Raw genomic sequence first — 21,509 nt, forward strand, 5'->3', positions numbered from 1 at the left:
TTATTTTCAAAATTCTTTCTTAATATTTTGATGATCAGTTTATTAACCTGTTAAATGTATAAACTGTGAAATTTAATTTCGTCTAATTTAAATTTATTTCCAACCCTTTTTTAGCCTGTTTCGTCTGAGTGGAAATTTTGTTTAACCAAAAAACCACTTTATGAAAAAAATTACATCAAGTAAAATGATTTTTCTTTTCCTGAGTGCTTTTCTGTTCCTGCACGGAATGGTTCAAGCACAAAGCGTAAAGAGACAGGTGATTTCTTCTATGGGGTCATCAGGGATTAATAATTCTCAGGTGCACTTCACGGTAGGACAACCTTACGGTACTAACGTTTTTAAAGTTAAGGAATTGAGTTTTCGCCCAGGTTTTCAGCAAGCAAATCAAGAGCTTGAAAACCAGAAAGATCAAAAAATTCCTTTCAGCTTTAAAGCTTTTCCAAATCCTGCTAATCAATCTTTTTCCATTGGACATGATTCTAGTAAAGAAATAGTATCGATGAAAATTTATTCAATTAACGGTTCAGCTTTTTATAGTTTAGAAGGAAATACTCAGAAAATTGACTGTTCAAACTGGGAAGAAGGATTGTACATCATTTCATTAACAAATGAATCAGGCAGTATTTCTACTTCAAAAATCAACATTCAACATTAAATTTTAAAATTATGAAAAAAATATTTCTACTAGATAAAAAAATGATTGCATTGATGGCTTTTTTAATGATGGCGTCAATAGCTCAAGCACAAATCTCAGGTATCTCTATAGACGCTTCTCAACAATATGCGAATTTTAGCTATATGGATAGTGAAGGCATAGGAGGTAAGAGCTTTTTAGGTAGTGAAGAATATACAGGGATATTTGCTGGAGGTTATAGCTTAGGTTACCGATTGAATACTTTGGATAATATCATAATCCGAGGAAGTTTAGGCATGAGAAGGGCAGGAGCTAGCTTAGTTTTTGAAGATATTGTAAACACTTGGTCATTTCAATATGCGGATTTTAGAGCCGCTGCTGGTTATGAATATGAATTAGGGAAATTGGGTGTTTATATGACAGCTGGACCTTACGCAGCATTACTATTGAGGGCATCACAAACTAGAAATGATGTTGATTATAATTTGAAAGAAAATGGTGAAATCAATACCTGGGATTTTGGCATTGTAGTATCACCGGGTGTAAAGTATAATGTATCGGACTTTATCAATGTTTATGCTGAAGCTGATTATTTATTTGGCTTAAAAAATATTGAAGCAAATGCAGATGCTAGTGGGCAGGAAAGCTATAATGTTGGATTAGCTATCACATTGGGAGTTTTATTTATAATAGAGTAATCAAAAATAAAATCTAAGACATATGAGAAATTTATATATAAGTGTAGTATTATTTGCATTGATGGCAGTTCAGCCAGCGCTGGCCCAGAATATCGGAAATTTAGATGGTATAAGCTATCAGGCTGTGGCCATTGATGATCAAGGTAAGGAAATAGTTGGGGTTGATATTGAAGGAAATCCTGTAAATGAAAAATCAATTGATGTTCGTTTTACGATTCAAAAAGGAGAATCTGGATCTGTGGAATATGAGGAAGTACATACTACTAATACTGATGAAAATGGACTTTTTTCATTGACGATAGGAAAAGGTGAAATAACAGGTGGTGAATATACTCACCTTATGGATATTCCTTGGATTGATGCAGATCAGTGGTTAAAAGTGGAGATTTCCATTGAAGGTAGAGGATATAGAATGGTAAGTTTGCAGAAGTTTATGACGGTTCCTTATTCTTTCTATACGGATGATATAGCTGATAATGCTATTACTACACATAAGGTTTTGGATTCTACTATTATCAATAAGGATGTAGCTACTTCAGCAGTAGATTCAAGAACTATTATGGATTCCACTATTATCAATCAAGATGTAGCCACTTCAGCAGTAGATTCAAGGACTATTTTGGATGAAAGTATTGTGAATGAAGATATTGCAGATAGTACTATAGATCTGACATCTAAAGTGACTGATATTCTTCCCGTTCCTAATGGAGGTACTGGAACAGATTCTTTAACTGCAAATAGCTTAATATTAGGAAACGGTACAGATTCATTGACTTCCCTTGGTCAAGCTGCTGATGGTCAGATTCCTATTGGTGCAACTGGCGGGGCTCCTGTTTTAGCTAATATTACAGCAGGAACAGGAATTATTGTAAATAATACAGCCGGTGGTATTGAAATTTCTTCAGGTGTCCAAGGTGTTAATACTCAAGAAACTGGTACTGTTAATGTTGGAAACTTACTAGGAGGTGAAGTTTATATTGAGCAAGTTACTTTACAAGGGGTAGAGCCTGGAGATTTTGTAGTAGCTTCTTACTCAAATCCTTTACAGGGATGTTTGCTATCAGGTTATGTAAGAAATAATAATCAGATTGAGGTAGTTATATTTAATCCTCAGGCTACTCAGAAAAACCTAGGTAGTGGTATTTTTAATGTATTGGTAATTAAATAAGTTTTTATACTATTCAGCATTAAAGCGGTTGATGAAAGTTGACCGCTTTTTTTGTGGTTTTTTTTTAATCTTTGTTTAACTGAAAATGTCATTTAAATTCAGAGAATTATAAACCAAAAAACACCTAATGAAATGTATCCTTCCCAAACTAATACTTTTATTCATATTCACTTCATGTGATTTATCAATTAGTCCTGAACCAGAATTACCACCTATTACATCAGAAGTTAAAAATACCTTTGGCTATTTGGTAAATGGAGAGGTTTGAATTTCAAAGGGAGGGATGAATCATCCTGACATACTCTCTGATATTTCTCCTTCTATGACTTCTCTTATAAAAGTTTTTAAAGATAGCGATGATGAAAAAATGTAGCTGTACATAAAGAATTATCGTTCTGAAAAAATGGATTAAGATATTAATATTTATATAAATAGTTCAGCCAGTGCTTTATAAGGATTAAAGTCTAGATTTGAAACTGATAAAGGTGCAGGGCAATTTGAACTATTAGAATAAAGTTCTATAGATTTAATTTTGGCGGGAACCTTTGAATTTACAATTGGAAACGAATGTGATACAATACGAATCAAAGAAGATAGGTTTGATGTGCAATATCGATAAAACTTCTTTTAATTGATATTATGATTATTACAGTCAAGTCGAAAATCAATAATTAATTTCACCGAATTATCTTATGTCTTGCTTTTATTATGATAATTAACGCTATGCAAGTTGAAGTATAGGTTTCAGGCAATAACATCCAAAAAAACTCACCTAAATTAATTTAAATTAAGCAAAAAAAAGAGCAAGTTTCCTTGCCCCAATTTATAACCAGTAATATGTACTTTGATTTTTTATATTATAACTCAAAATCTACTTGAGTAGTGCTGTTGCTTTCTACAGTAGCACCTTCTACTATACCGTTGACAGTAACATTTCCCTCCGCATCAATACTAGTAAAAACTACATCATAGTCACCTTCCGCTAAGAAAGCTAGTACATAGTCTCCGTTTTCTTGAGCGCCAGTTCCTGAAACAGCATTAGGAAATCTTGTATCACCTTCAGCTGGATCAGCACTTTCGCTTTCATCATATGATCCTGCATCATAAGCATAAACTACATAATTGCTTTCTTCTACAGTATTGGCAATAGAACCGGCAATTTCACCAGCTTGATTATTCACAATTACTCTAATTGTTGGCTTTAAAATATACATTCCTGTAGCACCTGCTTTAGTAACTGATTTTCTTAAATCAAAATCTGCCGTTACTTCCACTGTACCATTAACAGGAACGGTGAATGTTCCTACAGCCTTGTAACCAGTTTGTTCTCCACTAGGAACGAATAATGGAGTTTCAGTCCCGTCTTCAAAAGTAATATAGCATCCTGCATTGGAAGAGTTTGAACCATCTCTAGTTGCAGCATCTAATTTGAATCTTAATCCTGTGTAATTTCCTGCTCCCGCATTAAATTCACCTAATAATGAAGTTGTACCATTTTGAAGATCCAATAAATTTATAGTTACAGGATCACCAAACTCTTCAGCTTCTTGCCAAGCTTCACCTTCTATTTGATACTCAATTCCTGTGAAAGTGATATATACTCCGGTCACACCTTCTTCATCTACTGGTGCGTCTGTTACGTTTAATACTAATTTTCCATCTCCATTTGTTTCAGAGCTGTCGCATGAAACAATTAACAATGTAGTAGCCACAAAGAAAAAGGCTAATAATAATTTGGATAATAATTTACTTTGCTTTTTCATAATTTAATTATTTAAGATTTGCCCCAAGACGAAGCCTAGGGAAAAAGGGTTGGAAGTAAATTAAATTTATTTTGAATATCTTCTTAAAATGACACTAAGGCTTAATTCTGAGGTATTTGTTTCTCTCAGATAAGCAGGGATTTCACTATTTCCTTTGTATATGTTATTTATTCCATATTTATAATGTAAGGAGGTTCCGATCTGATAAGATTCATTTAACTGATAAAACATTTCAATTCCTGCCCATATCCCTGCATCATAATTTTTATAAGTATCACTGATTATGAACTGATTTATTTCGTTTGAGATAAACACATTTTCAGTTTGGTTGACTTGATAGATGTGATTTACATAACCTCCCGCTACTATTTGTTTTCTTATTAAGTCATTTCCGTTTAATATATAAGGCAGATTCCTTTTGATTCCAATTTGAATACCGTTATAATTCACATTGACTTCCCCCATTCGGTATCTACCGTTAATATATTCCCCGTAAGACTGCCCAATATTTCCTAAAATGTTTATATCAGCCTGTATCGCCCAATGTTGATTTATTTCTAATCCAGCATTCAATTTAAATGACATATTATTGGTGGCAATTGCATCATAAAGACGTGATCCTTCTGATGCTCTTTTTAACCTATTATCATTTAACCAAGTTCTATTACCAGAAACACCAATGCCATAATACCATTGTTTTTTATCAGATTCATTTATAACGGAATCATTTGCTAATTTTATTTTTTCTGGAGCTAGTATATTAGTACTATTAAAATTAACTATTAAACCACCTGGCATCGAGTTAAGATAATCAGGTAATGAATGTTTATTTTTTGATTGATCTCTATGTGTAAATACGTTTTTTGCATCAAGACGTGAATCTTTAGCATTGTTTTCCTCAATAGTTAAATCTTCGCTTTTGATGAATTTATTTTCTGATTTCTGACTTTCTATATCTTGCTCTTCTGTTTTCTGTTCATAATTTTCATTTTGTTTTACAACTGGCAAATCAACAGTTTTCGGTTCTTCTGGAAGTATGTTTTTATTCTGAAAATTCATTTCATTATCATCATAGATTTCTACTTGAGCTATTGAATGATCTTTTTTGAAATCATTTTTATAAAATTCATTTTTCACACCCAACCAACTGAATAAAAGAACTAATGCAATAATGGGGACATAACTTAGCTTTTCATATGTTCTCATTTTCGCATCTTGGCTCAATTGATGATCAAGTCTGTTCCAAACAGTATCGATATCAAGTTCTTTATCAATATTGTTCCATGAATTTTCAATATCCAATTTTTTGGAAATATTATCCCAAGTTTCATCAGGAGGGTTTATGCTACCCTTATCAATAATATTTTTGATCCATATGGTAAAGCGGTCTTTCATCTTGCAAATTCAGGCCCCATCCATTCTTTTAATAATGTTCGTGCCCTATTAAATTGAGATTTTGAAGTTCCTTCTGTTACATTTAATTTTTCGGCTATTTCACGGTGATTATAACCTTCAACTGCATACAAATTGAAAATTAAGCGAGCACCTTCCGGTAATTTATTTAAGTAAGCAAGAATGTCTTCAAGTCCTAAGTTAGAAAAAACATTTTCTTTCCCTTGATCACTAATTTGAATTTCGGCTGAATCCAAATATGATATTTCCTTTTTATATTTTCTGTAATAGTCAATAGCAGTATTTACAATAATTCTTCTGACCCATCCTTCCAAGGAACCTTCACCATTGTATTTTTTAATATTACGAAAAACCTTAATGAATCCATCCTGAAGTATGTCCATGGCTTCATCTTTTTTTGTAGCATAGCTCAAACAAATAGTGTACATCTTTGGAGCAAAAAGCCTGTAAAACTCCTCTTGGCTCTTTCGGTCATCATTAATACAGCCTTTTATTAATTCTTGCTCTATTTGTTTTTTATTATCCAATGCTTAGAAACTTGCTGAAAATGATTGTTTTATTCTTGAAGAAATAAGGTTATAGATTTCTGGATTATTATTTCTATTGATTAAAACAGTATTAATGCCATCAATTGGAATATTTTCTGCTGCTATCAGCAGACCGGGATTGATAGGTTGAAAAATATAGGAGGCTTCAATTTTAATTAACGCTTCAATGTTCTCTCCTCTTTGTACAACAATTTCATTACCACCAGATTTTGGCTTAATTTTTAAATCAACCAGTTCTCTACCAGGCTGCTCAAATAAAATGGGAAGATCTGATTGCATTGGATTTCTACTCATCAAAGAACCTGTAAAGACTATTGAATTATCATCTTGATTTTCTCTTAAACTGATTTCAACTGTGATATTACTATAAATTGCTGGAGGTAAATTAAATTTGAATAAACTTTCTGTTGTTCCGTTAGATAAACTAAAGTTTTCCTGATTTAAATTTTCTGTAAAAGTAAATTTTTCACCATTTTCTTTATCTGCCTCTACAGTGATCTCATCTATAACTAAATTGAGGTTCGAAAACTGCAGATTGTTATCTACATTGCCATCAAATGACATTTTCATATTAACTTCTGCTGGTGATTCGTCTATTTCATCGCATGATATAAACATGAACAGTGATAAAATAAAGACTAAGTATGATAAAGTTTTTGGTTCCATTTTACATTTTTTCCAAGCTGTTCTGAGACGTATAAACTTATAAAAGGGTTGGAATGACTATTGGTTTTTATTGAATAGTATTATTCGGAATCTAATAATTAATTTCACAAATATTGATTATTTGGTGCTGAATATAAGATAAATACAAAATCTTCACTTGTACTTGCCTACTGAGCTCTATTAAATTTAATTATAAATATATCCTATTTACTACTTCTAAAGTTAAATATAAGCTTTTGTTATTCCAATATGTATAAACAAAGCCCACATCATACGGTTTTTCCATTAAATCAATTTCAAAAGTTGTAATATGAGAAATCCGGTTACTTTAGTTTGGCTAAAAAGAGATTTAAGGCTGGAAGACCATGCACCACTTCAAAAAGCATCAACTATCGGTTTACCAACTATTATATTTTATGCTTGGGAACCAAGTTTATTAGCATCCTCTGATTTCAGCAATCGGCATTGGAATTTTATCGCTGAATCCTTAAAAGAAATGCAAAGTAAATTATCAGAACTTGAAATGTCACTCATTCAAGTTCATACTGAAGTCATTGACTTTTTGAAAGCCGTACAAGAAAAGTTTGATATTAACTATTTATTCTCTCATGAGGAAACTGGATTAAAAATAACTTATGAGCGAGATAATGAAGTCAAATTCTTTTGTGAAAATCAAAATATAGAATGGCAAGAATTTCAGCAGTTTGGTTTACAAAGGGGTAGAAAAAATAGACAGGATTGGTCAAAATCCTGGTATGAATTTATGTCAAAGCCAATTATCAAACACGATTTTAATCATATAAAAACCATTGACTTAAATGAACTAGTTGGAATTAAACTCATTAATGATTCTAAAGAACTGAATATTTATAAAGAACAAGGTATTGCGCAAACTGGTGGGACTGCCCAAGCATATAAATATTTAAACAGCTTTTTATCGGAAAGACATTTCGGTTATAATAAAAATATTAGTAAGCCTACTGAAGCCAGAAGGTCATGTAGTCGATTATCCCCCTATTTAGCTTATGGAAATATTAGTATGCGACAGGTTTTTCAATCCATGATCAATGCTAAGGAAGATGGTAACAAAAGTGCTTTAAATAATTTTGGATCTCGCTTGCGATGGCATTGTCATTTCATTCAAAAATTTGAAATGGAAGAACGTTACGAATTTGAAAATATCAATAGGGGATATGATAGCATCCGCCAAAATGAAAATGATATTTTATATGAAGCTTGGGAGAAAGGTCAGACGGGTTTCCCCTTGGTGGATGCTTGCATGCGATGTGTAATTGAAACAGGTTTTCTCAATTTCAGAATGAGGGCTATGTTGGTTTCTTTTTTGGTGTATCATTTATGGCAACCTTGGAAAAGAGGTGCTATGCACTTAGGAAGACAATTTCTGGATTTTGAGCCCGGCATTCATTACCCACAGTTTCAGATGCAGGCTGGTGTTACCGGTATTAATACTATCCGTATGTACAATCCTGTAAAGCAATCTATTGATCATGATCCGAATGGCGATTTTATCAAGCTTTGGGTGCCAGAATTAAAAAATGTACCGATTGCTTTTATTCATGAACCTTGGAAGTTAAGTTATATAGAACGAAAAAGTATCCATTTTGAATTGGGTAAAGATTATCCAATTCCCATTATTGATTTGGAAGATGCAGGAAAGAAAGCCAGAAAAGTGATTTGGGATATGCGAAAAGAACCAGAGGTGAAAAAAGAATCTAAAAGAATATTAGCTAAGCACACTGTTGCGAACCGAAGACCATAATTAATTGGCAATCCGAACGGCTGCTTTGATTCGTTTATTAAATATTAGAAATCCTGTCAGGTTTATAAGTGATAATATATACGATGTTGTTGGAAAAACTATATCAGCTAGATTGATCGAAACCTGACATGATTAGATTAATTTAGAAAATTAGATTTTATTAACCTTTGAAAAAATTAGTACAAAAATTTTATAGTAATTTTAAGGACAAGGAATTCCGCTTCATGCTATATGCCGTATGGTTGATAAGCGCTGCATTTTTCATATCCCAATTCCCCAAACTTTCCGTAGCCTTTGAATTCGAAAAATTCTTTGCAGACGATAATGAAGACAAGGTCTTTTTTGAAAATCATGTAAAGAGATTCGGTTATGATAATGATTATTTGCTGATTGCTTTTGAAAGTCAACCCTCCGTTTTTGACCCAAATTTCTTAAGCAAGATTGAACATTGGGAAAATAAAATTGATACAATTTCAGGATTGCTTGGCACGCAATCTGTTTTTGATTTAAAGCATTTAATCAAATCACCTTATGGAATTACAGCGATTCCATTAATCCATACTCAAGATGCTGAAAAGTTAAAAAGGGATAGTGTAAGAATCATAAGTCATCCGCTCTACAGTAATTTTATTTCTGAAAATTCCGAATCACTTATTGTCCAAATCAATCATAAGCACTTTAAAACACCTAAGAGTGAGTGGGCATTTTTCAATTCCTTAGAATCAACTTTAAACCAATCCCAAATAAAAGATTTTAGAATAGTAGGTAAATTAGTTGCCCAGCAAAGCTTTATAGGCCATATCCGTTCCGATTTTAGTATTTTCTTAGGACTTGGGGTATTAGTGACCATCATTCTGCTATTATTGATTTACCGTTCTTTCAATATTATGTTGTTACCACTTTTAATGAGTGTCACTTCCCTCATTTATTTGTTGGGTTTTATGGCAATGCTACAGATTGAACTAAGTATTCTAAGTGTACTAATTCCGCCTATAATTCTTTTTGTTTCTACTTCTGATGCCATCCATTTAGTGAATGCCTTCAGGCAAAATGAGGAAGAAGATTTTCTCAAAAGATTAAAATCTTCCATTAAAAAAGTCTTTTCACCCACTTTGTTAACTTCCATTACTACAGCTTTAGGTTTTTTTAGTTTGTTGATTTTACCCACTCAGCCCATCAAAGAATTAGGAGTTTTTGCGGGATTGGGAGTTTTGATCGCATTTGTTGTGAATTTTTTGTTTGGCCCACTTTTAATTCGAAGAAATTATAGGCAGCAATTCATTAAACTACCCTATAAGCGTTGGGCAGTTCGTTTAATTCAATATAAAAGAATTGTGATAACAGTATATGTACTACTTATAATAGTCTCCATTTTTGGAATTTTTCAACTTAAAACTGATGCTTATTTATTAAAAGATTTACCGGAAAATTCAGAGGTTCGAAATGATTTTCAATACTTGGATACCGCTTTTGGAGGTTCCAAACCTTGGGAGTTAGCTATTTATCCTGCTGATGAAAATAAAGATATATTAGAATATGAATTCTTAAAGGAAGCCTTGAAAGTTGAGAATTTTTTAAAAGACTCATTTGGTATCAAAAAAGTATTATCACCTTTGGATTTGGTGAAATACGCCAATCAAATTGATAAAGGAGGCCTTACAAAATTCTATCAATTTCCATCTAAGAAAGATTTTGAAATGCAAGAACCTATCAGAAATCAGTTGAGCAATAGGGGAGTCACAGAAGGTATCATTGATTCAAGTAGGAAATATGCAAGATTTGCAGGTTTTATTCCCGAATGGGGCTCTCATGACACCCAAAATAGAAATTATGCTTTACAGGATTTTATTGCGAGGGAAATTGATGGTAATGTTTTAGCGGCTAGAATCACCGGAACCACCTATCTGATTGATAAAAGTAACGAGAGCTTATCCTTAGAGCTTTTGAAAGGATTGTTATTAGCCGTTTTGATGATAGCCATTACATTAGGTATTTATTTTAAATCTTTTAAAATGTTGTTGATTAGCTTAGTCCCTAATTTCATTCCATTGCTGTTCACCGCAGGAATTATGGGATTTATGGGAGTACCTCTAAAATTAACCACTGCCATAATATTTGTGGTGGCTTTCGGAATAGCGGTAGATGATACCATTCATTTTTTAGGAGCTTATAAGAAACAAAAAGCCAAAAGTCCGTTATGGCGTATTATCAAAACCTTTAAATCGGCCGGATTGGCTATTTTAATTACTTCCGTTTTAATTATTGGTGGGTTTGTGTTGTTCACTCTTTCTTCATTTGCAACTACCTTCTATTTAGGCTTCTTTCTTTCCATGGCCATGCTTTTTGCATTGCTTACGGACTTGATTCTATTGCCTTTGTTGTTGAAGAGGTCGAGTTGACTTTGTCAGTTGAAGTTGTCAACTTTCAATTTATCATTTCTTATCCTTACTATCCAAAATAATAGTCACAGGTCCATCATTTACCAAGCTGACTTTCATATCAGCACCGAATTCACCGCTCTGAATTTTTGTTGGAATTTCAAAATCTAATGAATTAATCATTTTTTCGTAGAGCGGAATGGCAATATCAGGTTTTGCAGCCTTAATGTACGAAGGTCGGTTTCCTTTTTTAGTGCTGGCGTGTAAAGTAAACTGACTAATCAATAGAACTTCTCCATGAACATCAATCAAGCTTTTGTTCATCACGCCATTTTCATCATTGAATATGCGCATGTTCACAATTTTTCGGCAAAGCCATTCAATATCTTCCTCATTGTCCGCTTCTTCAATTCCTAGCAAAATCATGAGTCCATTCCTGATTTCACCTTTAATTTTATTTTCAATTTTAACCGATGCTTCTGTTACGCGCTGAAGGACTGCTATCATTTCCCTATTTTTTCAATTTCATCTGATTGTATAATTTTAAACTTTTCATTTTCTTTTTTTGCAGTTTTAAGCATTGCCTTGGCAATAGTTTTGGCATGAACGGCCGCATATTTCTTAAATGGACCAGAGAAAAGGAAATCAAACTTATCGGCAAACCATAGTGCTGCTTTTTCTCCTGCCCGTTTTTCAGCCCTTTCCCCTTCAATAAATGATGGCCTATAAATATAGGCTTTATTTATTTTCATAGCTTTAATCGCTGCTTCAACTTCCCCTTTTACTTTATTATAAAATATTAAGGATTTTGGATCAGCTCCCATAGCTGAAATTATATGATAGGAATCTGCACCGTTCTCTCTTGCAATGGCTGCCAAACTAACAGGGTACTCAAAATCTACCTTTTTGAAAGCTTTTTTGCTACCTACTTTTTTAATTGTCGTACCCAAGCAACAGAAATAATCATCCGCTTTTAAATTATTGATATGGTTTTCAATATTATCAAAATCCTCAATAATGATTTCTTTTAGTTTTCCGTCATCACCGCCAAGACTTCTTCTACTTAAAACTTTTACTTGAGCATAATGATCATCTTCTAAAAGCAAATCTAAAAGATGCCCACCTACCAATCCGGTTGCGCCCGCAATTAATGCCGTTTTAGCCATTATTGTATAGTTTTGATTAATAGTTTAAATTCTTGGGTGATCGTTTGATTTTTATCTACAGCATACCATTTGTGGATACTTTCAATAAATTTGGATTGATCCAAATCAGGTTTATTCTTGGCTTCCATTATCATCTTTTGAACGGGCTCTGGCCTAGGGCCCCAAACAGCTAAATCATTAAAATCCTGATCCATCATAATTAAAATCGGAATTGACCTGGCTCCATTAGTGAGGTAATTGTCCATTATGTCAGGATTTTCATCTCTCATGATGAATCTCAAATCTATATTGGGATTATCTTTTGCTAGTTTGGCAATAAAAGGAATGTTTTGGGCAGCATCTCCGCACCAGGCTTCTGTAATAACCATCCAATTCATTTTTGGCAATTCTTTGACCTTTTCTATAAGATCCGGATTTACCACAATTTTTTTATCCCATCTGTCCATACGCCTGTCATTCATAAAAGTATAATTGATCATGGCTTCAGAATGATTTGGACCAGTGGTTTTATTTTCAGCTAATAGAGATTTTATTAAATTTCTGTAGGCAGGATAGTCAATGGCTTTATTGAATATTTCTGACTTTTTAGAAGTAGTATTTTCTAACATATTTACTTTTCTTCTTGCTTACTCTCCCAAGCCTTAAATTGTTGCAATTCGTAGCCTAAATGATTGTAAAGCCAAAGAATTAGAGAGGCATCATCTAAGAAACCGGAAACAGGGATGAAATCAGGAATAATATCCGTAGGGGTAATGAAATATATCAATACTCCAACGGTATAAATCATGCTTTTAAAGGATATGTTTCTATAACTTCCTTTTGTATAGGCTTTTACTAACCTTATCAGCGTAAAGATTTTATTTTTCAATTGTGAAATTTTCTCTGAGGCCTTAGCTCGACTTGTTAAGGTTTCCCTTACTTCCGTGACCAGTTTATTGCTCAGTCTTTTATCGGCAAGCACTCTATAAGCCCTTTTAAAAGCATTTTTATGGTTTAATCTTTTACTCATCTTCAGATTCTCTCAACTTTTTATTTTGATTAATAGGCTTCCATATATATACAAATATTGTGTATAACGTAAATGCTCCAATCAATATAAAATATAAATCTTGTAAAAGTCCTTTATAAATGAATAGTGACCAAGCAACTATTAAACTAATGATACCAACCCATAATCTGATATTGTTTGCTTTTATTTGACTACTTTTATGCGGATTATTCATAATACTTTTAACAATTTAAACGTTAGGTAAATTTATAATAATTTGAACCATTTTAGCAGTTTCATATGGAAAAATTATACTTTATCATTTTACTCCTTTTGATTACAAATGTTGTTTCATTTGCCCAAATAGAAGATCCGAAAATTGAAAATCCACAAAATAAATCCAAATCTAAAATAATTGTTTACACCAAAGCAGGTGAGATATACAAAGGATTTTTCATAAGTCAAAATAAAGATTTTCTTGAATTGGAAACAGAAAGTGTAGGTAGGGTAAGAATACCAACCCAAAGAATCAAAAAAGTGGAGTCTTTGGACGAAAGCAATTCTGGAAAAAAGCAGGAAGGTGAGCAATTGGAGCAGGTTAATCCAGTCAGGTATATGTTGGGAACCAGTGCTTTTAATTACAAAAAGGGTGGTAATTATATTCGAAATAACCCTATGACCTATCATAGGGGGATAACCGATAATTTTTCAGTTGGAGTGGGAACCAGTCTTTGGGCATTGGTTTTACGAGTACCTGTTATATATGTGAATCCCCAAATTACAACTCAATTAGGAAAGTATGTACATTATAAATTTGGATTGGATGCATTTGCTGGAACTTCATTAGAGGCTGGGGAAGGTGCAGCTGGAGCCATTGTAAATACCGGGGTCACTGTTGGTGAACCTGATTTGAATTTGACTGCTACTGTCTATTATGGCGCCATAAGTGATGCGGAAAGATTAAATCCTTTCTATTCTTTGGCTGGAATGGCAAGAATATCAAAAAAATTGATGGTAGTATCAGAAGGCTTTTATATCCCAACTGAATTTGAGGATAATCTAAGCTTCATTTTTTACGGTGGAAGATATCTGACTGAAACTGCCAGCTATGATTTGGGTTTTTTCTATAATCAGGAAATAGCGGATGTAATCCCTTTTGGGATTCCATTTTTTGCGGTCACAGTTAAATTATAAATAAATTAATAACGAAATTATGAAAAGTATAATATTAATTCTTATGGTTTTGGGTCCTTTTGCCTCATTGGCTCAACCTCCTATTGAAACAATTAATCAATTCATGGATAATTGGCATAAGGCTGCAGCCACAGCCGATGAGAAGGTGTTTTTTGGAAGTATGACGGAAGATGGGGTTTATTTGGGTACCGATAAAACCGAAAAGTGGACAAGAGATGAAATGGCGGAATGGGCAAACGAATATTTTCAAAAAGAATCTGCCTGGTCATTTACACCCACTGAAAGAGACATTTATTTTTCTGAGGACGGCAAAACTGCTTGGCTCAATGAAAAATTGGATACTTGGATGGGAGTCTGTAAAGGAACTGCTGTTTTGGTTTTAAAAGAGAATGGCTGGAAAATAGCCCTCTATGATTTGTCCGTAACTATTGATAATGATAAAATAGATAATTTCCTAGAATTGACCAATAATGATGATTAGGTATTGACTTAAAACTTAAAACCAATAAATCAAAACTCCTGTTGAATCTCATTTTTCAAGAAACTCAAGCCATATTCAATGCTATCAATTTTCTTATCAAGGGACTCTTCATAGATTTTTTTAACCAACTCGATGCTTTTGGCTTCAGGATCCAATTCTTTAGCCGATTGGTTGACCACCATTATTAATTCTTCTTTAGCATTTTTGATGATTTTCCAAGCCTCATCACTCATATATACTTGCTGTGAGAGATTGTGATTAAATTCTTCTCTTATCTCATTTAATAACATATATTGAAGTTCAGCAACGTTCATGTCATTTTTTTGAACTCGCTTAATGATTTGGTCAGGAGAAATCCTTTCCAGAAAAAGGCTCATTCTTTCGTAAGCCTGTAACCTAATGGGCAAAACGATTTCTTTGTTTTTTGCTTTAATTTCAATGATTTTTGCCTCGTTTTGTTTTTGCAACATCGTTTTAACGGTCAAAAACATGGCATATAAAACTATTCCAGCCGGAATAATGATTTTTATTAAGTCCCAAATTGGCTCCATTTCAATATTTTTTGAAGGTGATGCCCAAATTTAGTTAATTTCGCAGCAAATAAAAGCAAGGAGGTTGAGCAAACTTTTGTTTTGGGTCATTCGTTCTTGAATTAAATTTGATAAATATGATTCCGGTAAAAATCTCAGAAGAGGCAATAAAAGAAGTAAAAAATATAATGCAAAATAAAAATATTCCTGATGGATATGGACTGCGTGTTGGAGTTCGTGGCGGAGGTGGCTGTAGTGCTGCAGGAATGAATTATATGTTGGGCTTTGATAAACCCAAAGAATCTGATAAAACTTTTGAAATAGAGGGTATCCCTGTCTATATAGATAAAGGCCATGTGATGTATATAATTGGTATGGAGGTCCGGTTTCATGAAGGAAATGATGCTAGGGGCTTTGTTTTTGTTAATCCTGAGACAGAAGAAGAATTGAAATAAAATTACATTATAGCAGCCAAATTATTTTTTATTGCTTTTATAACCATCTTCTAGGTTTTCACTAATTATCATGCTACTCAATTAAGTATCAATCCTTATGTAAGCAAATTGACATTATTTTACCCTTTATATTGTTAATATTACAATATGAGGGTATTAATTATCATAATATTTGTGGCTGTTGCTTTATCAGCACAAAGCCAAAACTGTTGTACAGGAGGCTCACCTTTGGCCAATAACCTTAATTTATCGAATTTGGATTCAGGCTTATCTGTACAAATTGTATATGATCATAATCTTATGAATGATTTTGTGTCTGGAGGAGAAGTCTTGGATGATGATTCTTACGACCGTTATAATTCTTCGACCTTCCTACAAATATCATGGGCGTTAAACCAAAATTTTTCATTTGGATTGATGCTAAATCACTCATCCCATTACTTAAATAGGCAAAATGTAAATGTAGATAGGGAAACCAAAAGCAAAGGGATTGGAGATTTGGTATTAACATCAAATTACAATATTTGGAAAAAAGGCAAACATAATGTCCAAATAGGGGTAGGACTAGTGCTTCCGACAGGGGAAAATGATACGCGCGATGAGAATTTTGACATTCTTTTGCCTTGGGATTTGCAACCTGGCTATGGTGGTTGGGGAGGTATTATAATGGCACAATATCAAAATGGAAGGATTATTACAGATAATTTAAATTACTTCGGATTATTGGTTTATCAGCATTTATTTAAAAATCAAAAACCAGAAACATCACAAGCTTTTCAACAAGGATCTGAATATCAGTTTTATCAAGGATTGGGATATAATATATTTTTAAACAATAACATTTTATTAGCCCCACAAGCAGGCTTAAGGCTGAAATATACCAATCAAGATCAAATTGATAATGCTTTGGTTAAAAGCAGTGGAGGTATTTGGCTATATAACATGTTGGGTCTTAATATTCTTTTACCTAATAATCTAACATTTATGATGGCTTATGAATCACCTGTTTTCAGAAGATTAAATGGTAGTCAACTCACTACATCCTCGAGATTTAGATTTGGAATCAATATGTTCTTTGGAGGTAAAGAAGAATCTAAAGAAAGAAATTTTAATTTTTGAAATTAATACTATGCGTAAAATTGTACATATTTATTTATTGCCCATAATTTTTATAGTTATAGGGTTTTCATGTAAAGAAGACGAAATCATTAAAGAAGATGAACGCGCTAATCCTAATGCATCAAGCACCCTGCTTTTTGATGAAGTTGGTGGGAAGGATATAGTAATTGTAGGAAATCCGGCATCAAATTTTGTTGTGTCATTTGAGCAGCAACTTTCCAATGGAATTATTCCAGATTTGCAAATAGTGAACGGTAAGTTACCCATTATCATGAGTGATAATAAGGATAATCTTTATGATGTTTTTGGCAGAATAGTGGAAGGCGAAGATCAAGGCGAGTATCTTTTACCGATTTTATCATATCAATCGTACTGGTTTGCGATTGCCGCCTTTTTCCCAGGAATTGAGATACATAATAGGGGAGGTGAAGAAATCAATTTAGATTTGAAGTCTAATCCTGAATGGTCAATCCCTACTAGCAATTTGTTTGTAGGTACAGGTTTTGATGCTATTCCAGCTATCGATGAACCAAAGTATATATTGGTAAATGATGATGGCCCAAACATTGATCAATCAAAAATACCAGCATCAGATGATTTAATAATTGGAATGATAGCAGACGGAGAACCGATAGCTTATCCACATAGCATTTTAAATTGGCATGAAGTCTTAAATCATAAAATTGAGGATGATAATATTACCATTAGCTTTTGTCCACTTACCGGAACAGGAATTGGTTGGAAAGGTGGTAGTAGTTTTGGGGTAAGCGGCTTATTATACAATAGCAATTTAATAGCGTATGATAGAGAAACAGAAAGCTTATGGTCTCAAATGACTGCAACTGCTGTAAATGGTGAATTGAGAGATGAAAAACTGGATGTTTTTAGCTTAACTGAAACTACTTGGGGTACATGGAGCACGATGTATCCCAATACAAAGCTATTATCTACAGAAACAGGTTATGCGAGGGATTATGATACAACACCTTATAGAGGTTATGCAGAAAACGATGATTTAATTTATTATCCATTGGATTACAGTGATGATAGGTTAGCAAACAAAGAGAGAGTTCATGTTGTGATCATCGAAAAAGATGCAAAAGTATATGATTTCGATAGTTTTAAATAAAAAAGACACATAAGTATGTTTTTTGGGGTATAAGTTTAATCCTTATATAATTATACCTTGAATTATTTTAACAAAACAAATAATTGCTAATTTTAAGTTGATTTGTTTTAATCATTTTTGTCAATTAACATATATATCCTTTATATTAGAGAGTTAATAAATTTATAACCTAAACATAATATGATGAAGAAACTATTACTAATGCTCAGTTTCTTCCTGATTGCCTCTTATTCATGGGCACAGGACAGAACGGTTTCTGGTAAAGTAGTGGACGAAGATGGTCCCTTACCAGGTGTAAACGTAATTGTGAAAGGTAGTACATTAGGTACTACAACCGACTTAGACGGTAATTACAAACTTTCAGTACCTTCAGATGCTGAGACTCTTGTATTTACTTATATCGGTTTTGAAAAAATGGAGGTTGCAATCGGTTCACAATCAGTGATTGATGTAACCCTTCAGCCTGATGTTCAACAATTAGGAGAAGTCGTGGTAACGGCTTTAGGTGTTTCTAGAGAAAAAAGGTCAATTGGTTACTCTACTCAATCAGTAGATGGCGAAAAATTGGCTGAATCCAGAGAAACTAATATCGTGAATTCCCTACAGGGTGCAGTAGCAGGTGTTCAGATCCAGGGTACTCAAGGTGCAATGGGTGGATCATCTCGTATCACTATCCGTGGAGCCAACTCTTTCTTGGGAGAAAACCAACCACTTTTCGTAGTGGACGGAATGCCGATCAACAATGATAACTATTCAAATGCCAACCAACAATCTGGTTTTGGCGGTGGTGCATATGATTACGGTAATGCTGCATCAGATATCAATCCAAATGACATTGAGTCAATGGAAGTATTGAAAGGTGCTGCAGCCACTGCATTATATGGAACTAGGGGTTCTAATGGTGTAATTTTAATTACTACTAAATCAGCCTCAAGGAAAAAAGGATTGGGTGTTTCTGTAAATTCATCGGCAACATTTGAAGATCCTTTGGCTTTAATGGAGCACCAGCAGAAATATGGTGGAGGTGCCACAACAGGTTCACCTTCAGGTTTTGTTGAGTTTACAGAAGACGGGACTAATTATTTAGCACCTGTATATTCGAAGGATGGCGCTTGGGGACCAAAATATGATCCAAGCATCAATGTACGTCACTGGGATTCATGGGATCCGGATGCTGCCAATTATGGCGAGACGAGACCATGGGTTGAACCTGAAAATAAGTATGAAGAGTTTTTTGAAACTGGTGTAACGCTTACCAACTCGGTAGCAGTTTCTGGAGCCAACGATGAAGGTGATTTCAGATTATCTTATACCAATTTGGATCAAAAAGGTATGATGCCTAATTCTGAATTAGGAAGAAATACGGTAAGTTTTAATTCTTCTTACAATTTAACTGATAAGTTGAATGTTTCTGCTGCAGGTAGTTTGATTAAACAAGATGCTTCAGGTAGAAATGCTACTGGTTATGCGAATGCTAATCCAATGCAAGGTTTCTACCAATGGTGGCAAACACAATTGGATTTCGACAGATTGAAAGATGATACTTTCACTGACGGAACCCAGCAGACTTGGAATCCAGTTGGAGCACAAGTTGATCCAAATACTGGTGAATTAATAGGCTTTGATCCTAGTGTTAGATTCTTTGATAACCCTTATTGGGTTAGAAGAAATTACCTACAGGAAGATACAAGAGACCGTTTCTTCGGTAACTTTAATTTAAATTACGAATTGACAGAAGGCCTAAGTGTAAACTTAAAAGCCATGAGAGATGGTTTCACCTTTAGATCAAGAGAAGGAGTTCCTGTTGGTGGTATCAATCAGCCAAGCTACAATGAGGTGACTAGAACTTTCAATGAGACCAATTTAGAAGGTAAGATTTTATATGATACTCAGTTCAATGAGGATATCACATTAAATGCCATGGTTGGGGGTAACTTGATGAGTCAAGGAAGAACTTTCAATAGAATTGCGACAGTAGGTGGTTTGGTATTGCCAAACTTCTACAACATTGCTAACTCGGCAGGTTCACCTCAGATTAATACCGATTTTGAAGACAGAGCGATTAACAGTGTGTTTACAACCGCTTCATTAGGATTGTTCTACACAGTATATGTTGATTTAGCATTAAGAGGTGATTGGTCTTCTACTTTACCAGAGGAAAATAACAACTACTGGTATCCATCAGTTTCCACAAGTTTTGTATTCAGTGAATTGGATGCATTAGCGGATAATTCAGTAATTTCTTTTGGTAAGTTAAGAGCAGGTTATGGTCAGGCGGCCAACGATGCGAGCCCTTATAATTTAAGAAATGTTTATTCTAACGTAGTACCAAACTTTGGTTCATTCCCAAGATATACGGTGCCAAATTCAAGAAGAAATCCTAACTTATTGCCAGAGATTACTAATGAATTTGAAGTTGGTTTGGAAATGAATTTCTTGAACAACAGAGTTGGGTTTGATGTATCTTATTATGACAGAACTACTGTTAACCAAATCTTTAACGTGCCATCATCATCTGCAACAGGGTTTACTTCCAGATTGTTGAATGCTGGTTCTATGAGAAACAGTGGATTTGAGGTAATGGTTAATGCTACTCCAGTTGAGTCAGGAGACTTCAGATGGGATATGAACTTGAATTTTGCCACCTTCAATAATGAGGTTGTGGAGTTAAACGAAGAAGCAGGTGTTGAAAGCATTATTGCAGGTTCAACATGGGCTGCTGATGTTAGGGTTCAAAAAGGATTCCCTTATATGTCATTATTTGGACAGACTTTACAAACAGACGAAGACGGTAACACTATTGTAGGTGCTAACGGTATTCCTTTGGCTAACCAAGATAGAGAATTTTTAGGAAGTACTATTGCAGACTTTGCTGGTGGATTTAGAAATACTTTCACTTATAAAAACTTCTCAGTAGGAGCATTGATTGACTTCCAAGGTGGTGGTGTTATTCACTCAACATCATTGCAGTGGGCTAAGTATTCAGGTATGTTGCCAGAAACTGCTGAGGGAAGCATCAGAGAAGATGGTTTAGTTGTTGACGGTGTTACTGAAACCGGTGAGACTAACACAACTGCTGTTGATCCTCAAACCTATTACCAAACAATTTGGAGTGTAGCAGGACCAAATGTATATGATGCTTCATTTGTGAAGTTAAGAGAGGTAACTGTTGGTTATAACATTCCAAACAGTGTATTTGGTAATTTGGCTATCAAAGATGCAAGAATCTCATTCTTGGGAAGAAACTTAGCTATCTTGTTCAGCAACTTGCCTTACTTAGATCCTCAAGGAGTAAACGGTGCAGGTAATATCCAAGGATTGGAAAATGCTCAGGTACCTACTTCAAGATCATTAGGTTTTGACTTAAGCTTCAAATTCTAAAACAGGTTTTGACATTAA

20 protein-coding genes are annotated in these 21,509 nt (G+C 33.9%); 11 read left to right on the forward strand and 9 right to left on the reverse strand.

Annotated elements, in window-relative coordinates; genetic code table 11:
• Positions 1-160: 160 nt before the first annotated feature.
• From ACFE0M_RS11455 to ACFE0M_RS11465, 3 genes are read left to right on the forward strand one after another with little or no spacing between them, the layout of a single operon-like run.
• Positions 161-655, forward strand: a complete 495-nt coding sequence (locus ACFE0M_RS11455) for a T9SS type A sorting domain-containing protein (RefSeq protein ID WP_434545900.1) — start codon at positions 161-163, stop codon at positions 653-655.
• Between the two features lie 11 nt (positions 656-666).
• The gene (locus ACFE0M_RS11460) at positions 667-1,332 is read left to right on the forward strand and encodes an outer membrane beta-barrel protein (RefSeq protein WP_434545901.1); all 666 of its coding nucleotides are present in this window, start codon (positions 667-669) and stop codon (positions 1,330-1,332) included.
• A 22-nt stretch (positions 1,333-1,354) separates the two neighbouring features.
• Entirely contained in the window at positions 1,355-2,500 is a 1,146-nt protein-coding gene (locus tag ACFE0M_RS11465; protein ID WP_434545902.1) for a hypothetical protein, read from the forward strand.
• A gap of 857 nt (positions 2,501-3,357) precedes the next feature.
• Here ACFE0M_RS11465 and ACFE0M_RS11470 read toward each other — a convergent pair.
• The 4 genes from ACFE0M_RS11470 to ACFE0M_RS11485 form a co-directional block, all read right to left on the reverse strand.
• Positions 3,358-4,263: a DUF4382 domain-containing protein gene (locus tag ACFE0M_RS11470; protein ID WP_434545903.1), complete on the reverse strand. Its 906-nt coding sequence runs from the start codon at positions 4,261-4,263 to the stop codon at positions 3,358-3,360.
• A gap of 66 nt (positions 4,264-4,329) precedes the next feature.
• Complete coding sequence (locus ACFE0M_RS11475) at positions 4,330-5,658, reverse strand: hypothetical protein (protein ID WP_434545904.1); 1,329 nt, start codon at positions 5,656-5,658, stop codon at positions 4,330-4,332.
• A complete protein-coding gene (locus ACFE0M_RS11480; RefSeq protein WP_434545905.1) occupies positions 5,655-6,203 on the reverse strand; it encodes an RNA polymerase sigma factor in 549 nt (182 codons plus the stop codon). Before ACFE0M_RS11480 ends, ACFE0M_RS11475 begins: the two co-directional genes overlap by 4 nt.
• A 3-nt stretch (positions 6,204-6,206) precedes the next feature.
• The gene (locus ACFE0M_RS11485; RefSeq protein ID WP_434545906.1) at positions 6,207-6,842 is read right to left on the reverse strand and encodes a hypothetical protein; all 636 of its coding nucleotides are present in this window, start codon (positions 6,840-6,842) and stop codon (positions 6,207-6,209) included.
• Between the two features lie 358 nt (positions 6,843-7,200).
• Here ACFE0M_RS11485 and ACFE0M_RS11490 point away from each other — a divergent pair, with 358 nt between their 5' ends.
• A complete protein-coding gene (locus ACFE0M_RS11490; RefSeq protein ID WP_434545907.1) occupies positions 7,201-8,670 on the forward strand; it encodes a deoxyribodipyrimidine photo-lyase/cryptochrome family protein in 1,470 nt (489 codons plus the stop codon).
• A gap of 167 nt (positions 8,671-8,837) precedes the next feature.
• Complete coding sequence (locus tag ACFE0M_RS11495) at positions 8,838-11,069, forward strand: efflux RND transporter permease subunit (RefSeq protein WP_434545908.1); 2,232 nt, start codon at positions 8,838-8,840, stop codon at positions 11,067-11,069.
• Positions 11,070-11,102: 33 nt separating this feature from the next.
• Here the strand turns inward: ACFE0M_RS11495 and dtd are convergent, their stop codons facing one another.
• The 4 genes from dtd to ACFE0M_RS11515 are packed head-to-tail and all read right to left on the reverse strand — an operon-like array spanning position 11,103 to position 13,223.
• The gene (gene dtd / locus ACFE0M_RS11500) at positions 11,103-11,555 is read right to left on the reverse strand and encodes a D-aminoacyl-tRNA deacylase (protein WP_434545909.1); all 453 of its coding nucleotides are present in this window, start codon (positions 11,553-11,555) and stop codon (positions 11,103-11,105) included.
• Positions 11,552-12,214 (reverse strand): NAD-dependent epimerase/dehydratase family protein, encoded by a 663-nt coding sequence (locus ACFE0M_RS11505; protein WP_434545910.1) that lies wholly within the window; start codon positions 12,212-12,214, stop codon positions 11,552-11,554. Before ACFE0M_RS11505 ends, dtd begins: the two co-directional genes overlap by 4 nt.
• The gene (locus ACFE0M_RS11510) at positions 12,214-12,822 is read right to left on the reverse strand and encodes a thioredoxin family protein (RefSeq protein ID WP_434545911.1); all 609 of its coding nucleotides are present in this window, start codon (positions 12,820-12,822) and stop codon (positions 12,214-12,216) included. The genes ACFE0M_RS11505 and ACFE0M_RS11510 overlap by 1 nt, the downstream gene beginning before the upstream one ends.
• A gap of 2 nt (positions 12,823-12,824) precedes the next feature.
• Positions 12,825-13,223 carry a YkvA family protein gene (locus ACFE0M_RS11515; RefSeq protein WP_434545912.1) on the reverse strand — a complete coding sequence of 133 codons (399 nt, stop codon included), beginning with the start codon at positions 13,221-13,223 and terminating at the stop codon, positions 12,825-12,827.
• A 279-nt stretch (positions 13,224-13,502) separates the two neighbouring features.
• Here ACFE0M_RS11515 and ACFE0M_RS11520 point away from each other — a divergent pair, with 279 nt between their 5' ends.
• On the forward strand, positions 13,503-14,396 hold the full coding sequence (locus ACFE0M_RS11520; RefSeq protein WP_434545913.1) for a hypothetical protein: 894 nt from the start codon (positions 13,503-13,505) through the stop codon (positions 14,394-14,396).
• A gap of 19 nt (positions 14,397-14,415) precedes the next feature.
• The gene (locus tag ACFE0M_RS11525) at positions 14,416-14,877 is read left to right on the forward strand and encodes a nuclear transport factor 2 family protein (protein WP_434545914.1); all 462 of its coding nucleotides are present in this window, start codon (positions 14,416-14,418) and stop codon (positions 14,875-14,877) included.
• A gap of 29 nt (positions 14,878-14,906) precedes the next feature.
• Here ACFE0M_RS11525 and ACFE0M_RS11530 read toward each other — a convergent pair whose 3' ends face one another.
• Entirely contained in the window at positions 14,907-15,428 is a 522-nt protein-coding gene (locus ACFE0M_RS11530) for a hypothetical protein (RefSeq protein ID WP_434545915.1), read from the reverse strand.
• Between the two features lie 116 nt (positions 15,429-15,544).
• Between ACFE0M_RS11530 and ACFE0M_RS11535 the strand changes: the two genes are divergently transcribed.
• The 4 genes from ACFE0M_RS11535 (at position 15,545) to ACFE0M_RS11550 (ending at position 21,491) form a co-directional block, all read left to right on the forward strand.
• On the forward strand, positions 15,545-15,862 hold the full coding sequence (locus tag ACFE0M_RS11535) for a HesB/IscA family protein (RefSeq protein WP_434545916.1): 318 nt from the start codon (positions 15,545-15,547) through the stop codon (positions 15,860-15,862).
• Between the two features lie 147 nt (positions 15,863-16,009).
• Positions 16,010-16,981 (forward strand): hypothetical protein, encoded by a 972-nt coding sequence (locus ACFE0M_RS11540; RefSeq protein ID WP_434545917.1) that lies wholly within the window; start codon positions 16,010-16,012, stop codon positions 16,979-16,981.
• 10 nt (positions 16,982-16,991) lie between these two features.
• Complete coding sequence (locus ACFE0M_RS11545; protein WP_434545918.1) at positions 16,992-18,110, forward strand: DUF3179 domain-containing (seleno)protein; 1,119 nt, start codon at positions 16,992-16,994, stop codon at positions 18,108-18,110.
• Between the two features lie 183 nt (positions 18,111-18,293).
• Positions 18,294-21,491, forward strand: a complete 3,198-nt coding sequence (locus ACFE0M_RS11550) for a SusC/RagA family TonB-linked outer membrane protein (RefSeq protein WP_434545919.1) — start codon at positions 18,294-18,296, stop codon at positions 21,489-21,491.
• Positions 21,492-21,509: the final 18 nt, after the last annotated feature.

Origin of the sequence: Marivirga sp., assembly GCF_051117495.1 — a bacterium.
GTDB lineage: Bacteria > Bacteroidota > Bacteroidia > Cytophagales > Cyclobacteriaceae > Marivirga.

Bases quoted from the DNA above. Each gene is read 5' to 3' on its own strand.
- ACFE0M_RS11455 (WP_434545900.1), top strand. From the start codon at position 161: ATGAAAAAAATTACATCAAGTAAAATGATTTTTCTTTTCCTGAGTGCT.
- ACFE0M_RS11470 (WP_434545903.1), bottom strand. From the start codon at position 4,263: ATGAAAAAGCAAAGTAAATTATTATCCAAATTATTATTAGCCTTTTTC.
- ACFE0M_RS11550 (WP_434545919.1), top strand. From the start codon at position 18,294: ATGAAGAAACTATTACTAATGCTCAGTTTCTTCCTGATTGCCTCTTAT.
- ACFE0M_RS11490 (WP_434545907.1), top strand. From the start codon at position 7,201: ATGAGAAATCCGGTTACTTTAGTTTGGCTAAAAAGAGATTTAAGGCTG.
- ACFE0M_RS11530 (WP_434545915.1), bottom strand. From the start codon at position 15,428: ATGGAGCCAATTTGGGACTTAATAAAAATCATTATTCCGGCTGGAATA.
- ACFE0M_RS11460 (WP_434545901.1), top strand. From the start codon at position 667: ATGAAAAAAATATTTCTACTAGATAAAAAAATGATTGCATTGATGGCT.
- ACFE0M_RS11535 (WP_434545916.1), top strand. From the start codon at position 15,545: ATGATTCCGGTAAAAATCTCAGAAGAGGCAATAAAAGAAGTAAAAAAT.
- ACFE0M_RS11545 (WP_434545918.1), top strand. From the start codon at position 16,992: ATGCGTAAAATTGTACATATTTATTTATTGCCCATAATTTTTATAGTT.
- ACFE0M_RS11465 (WP_434545902.1), top strand. From the start codon at position 1,355: ATGAGAAATTTATATATAAGTGTAGTATTATTTGCATTGATGGCAGTT.
- ACFE0M_RS11475 (WP_434545904.1), bottom strand. From the start codon at position 5,658: ATGAAAGACCGCTTTACCATATGGATCAAAAATATTATTGATAAGGGT.
- ACFE0M_RS11510 (WP_434545911.1), bottom strand. From the start codon at position 12,822: ATGTTAGAAAATACTACTTCTAAAAAGTCAGAAATATTCAATAAAGCC.
- ACFE0M_RS11525 (WP_434545914.1), top strand. From the start codon at position 14,416: ATGAAAAGTATAATATTAATTCTTATGGTTTTGGGTCCTTTTGCCTCA.
- ACFE0M_RS11515 (WP_434545912.1), bottom strand. From the start codon at position 13,223: ATGAGTAAAAGATTAAACCATAAAAATGCTTTTAAAAGGGCTTATAGA.
- ACFE0M_RS11540 (WP_434545917.1), top strand. From the start codon at position 16,010: ATGAGGGTATTAATTATCATAATATTTGTGGCTGTTGCTTTATCAGCA.
- ACFE0M_RS11485 (WP_434545906.1), bottom strand. From the start codon at position 6,842: ATGTTTATATCATGCGATGAAATAGACGAATCACCAGCAGAAGTTAAT.
- ACFE0M_RS11505 (WP_434545910.1), bottom strand. From the start codon at position 12,214: ATGGCTAAAACGGCATTAATTGCGGGCGCAACCGGATTGGTAGGTGGG.
- dtd (WP_434545909.1), bottom strand. From the start codon at position 11,555: ATGATAGCAGTCCTTCAGCGCGTAACAGAAGCATCGGTTAAAATTGAA.
- ACFE0M_RS11520 (WP_434545913.1), top strand. From the start codon at position 13,503: ATGGAAAAATTATACTTTATCATTTTACTCCTTTTGATTACAAATGTT.